Source organism: Aequorivita antarctica (assembly GCF_007997155.1).
In the GTDB taxonomy this organism is placed as follows: Bacteria; Bacteroidota; Bacteroidia; order Flavobacteriales; family Flavobacteriaceae; genus Aequorivita; species Aequorivita antarctica.
On record NZ_VORT01000033.1, the window covers coordinates 1 to 2,098 of the forward strand.

Genomic DNA, 2,098 nt, shown 5'->3' on the forward strand with positions numbered 1-2,098 from the left:
ATTCCTGGTAACTCTTCTCTAACTTGGTCATCATCTTTGTTACAAGAAATTAAGAAGACCATTGTTAATGTTAATATTAGGAACTTTATTATTTTCATAGCGTTATTTTTAAATTACTGGCAACGTTGATGTATATGAGCTGTGGCGTGTTTTGGCACGAACCTCTGTAAATATAAACTAACTTTGGGAAAACCATAGATTTTCCAAATAGGCACAGACCAAGCCATAGCTTATATACGGTGTTGTAAGCCGTTTTTTTCTACGGTTTGTTTTAGAAATTGCTTATATTTTTTTAATGTTTCGGCAATTTCCATAGTATCAATTTTATCATCTTTTTTGCCAAGCCAATTATGTTTTTTGACAATTGCTACAGTCATATATTTCCCGTGTCCAAATCGGTCAGGTCTTTGAATTTTGTCGAAACCTTCTTTTTTTGCGTTTTCTGTAATTAAGTGATAAATTTTGTTTCGTATCTGACTTCGTGTAACATTTTCAGGCATTTCTAATTCTTCAGGGTCGGTTGAGATTTTAAAACATAAATTTCCTTGTTCGATTTGTAGATAAACTGGAAACACATCCCAATAATCCCAATTTAAAACTGCGTTCCAAAATCCACCATTTTGATTATTTACATAATGCCAATTTATCAAACCGATTTCTTTTTCTAAAAATTGATAGAAACCTTGCCAATCTGCTCCATTCCACTCGCCAATAATCTTATTTGTATATTGATTATTAGAGTGCTCTAATTTTGCAAGTCTTTCTTTAAAGTCGATAAAAATATCATTTTTTATTTCTGTATATTTTTCTAAAATCTTTAAAAAATCTTGTCTTTTAAAGATTGAAAAACCTTGTTTCACTACGAAATCTAAATTCCGCATCGATTCGTTCCCAGTTTTTAGGTAAACACAAATTGGTTCTATGTAATTTTTTTCTAAACACCAATCAACTGCGATTTTTTTATAACGTGCTAATTGGTTGGAATGAAAAGAACTGAAAGTTTTATCTTCAATTATTATTAAATATTTCTCGTTTATGGTTGCCCAAACATCAATGTTTTGCCATTGTCTTCCAGCCTCAACATTTACTATTTCTTCATTAAAATTTGGGATTTGAGTTTGTATTAAACTTGAAATGAATTCTTTACCACAAGTATTTAAAAGTACGTTGGTATTTTTACATTCTTTGTCTGAATATTGAAGAAGCCAAGTTAAAAAAGCATCTTGGTTTAATTCTTTGGTTGCAATATTGAAAATATTTGGTTTCATATGATTTATAATTTTTCTACATCAAGTCTGTCGCGTTTAAATAACATTTTAATACCGGAATGAAATCGAGGTTCTATATTGTATTTCCTTGCAAACTCTTGAACGAACAATTTTTCCACTATATTATTATAAGGTGTTCCTTGAGAACCTAATCCATTCACAGCAACTTCTACATTCATACCATCAGCGTATTTAACAGCTCCAGCAGAACCACTTCCTTTAATTCTAAATCTATAAACAGCGCTATTGTTTGAAGTATTACGAACAGATTGTCTTGTCGAAGAACTTTGCCTTTGCGCTGAACCAGAAGAAACACCTGAAAACAAACCAGAAATGAATTTTTTTACTTTAACAATAATAAATCCAATAATACCTATTGCGATTAACCAACCGATTATTGAACTATCTTCTTTTTCGTTATCCGATTTACCATTTACTGAACTAATATATTTCGATGAAACAAAACCTTGAAATTCGTCTGTTTTAATTTCTGACCAATTACCTGATTTGGAAATTTCAATGACTTTTTCATTTCGTTTAACCTGACCAACAACATCATATTTCGTTCCTGCTCCACTTCTGACATTTAGAAGTTCCGTGTTTACAATAAATTCGTTTTGTGAAAAAGTAAGAAATGAAAATAATAGAAAAGCGAAAGTAAAAATGTATTTCATATGTTTCTTGGTTTGGTCAAATGGCTTACAACGTTTAGTATAAAAGAAGTAGGGCTGTAAATAAGCGATTACCATTCGGATTATGCACAAGCCAAATCTTTTGCATTTTGTTTTATCTTATTTTTCTAAAAGCCAAATCAAAAGATTTGGCGACCT

2 protein-coding genes are annotated in these 2,098 nt (G+C 30.7%); both read right to left on the reverse strand.

Features of this window, described 5'->3' with window-relative positions; translation table 11 throughout:
- Positions 1–230: 230 nt before the first annotated feature.
- The gene (locus tag ESU54_RS17600) at positions 231–1,268 is read right to left on the reverse strand and encodes a PD-(D/E)XK nuclease family protein (protein ID WP_111845839.1); all 1,038 of its coding nucleotides are present in this window, start codon (positions 1,266–1,268) and stop codon (positions 231–233) included.
- A gap of 5 nt (positions 1,269–1,273) precedes the next feature.
- On the reverse strand, positions 1,274–1,942 hold the full coding sequence (locus ESU54_RS17605) for an SH3 domain-containing protein (RefSeq protein ID WP_160113311.1): 669 nt from the start codon (positions 1,940–1,942) through the stop codon (positions 1,274–1,276).
- Positions 1,943–2,098: the final 156 nt, after the last annotated feature.

Bases quoted from the DNA above. Each gene is read 5' to 3' on its own strand.
- ESU54_RS17600 (WP_111845839.1), bottom strand. From the start codon at position 1,268: ATGAAACCAAATATTTTCAATATTGCAACCAAAGAATTAAACCAAGAT.
- ESU54_RS17605 (WP_160113311.1), bottom strand. From the start codon at position 1,942: ATGAAATACATTTTTACTTTCGCTTTTCTATTATTTTCATTTCTTACT.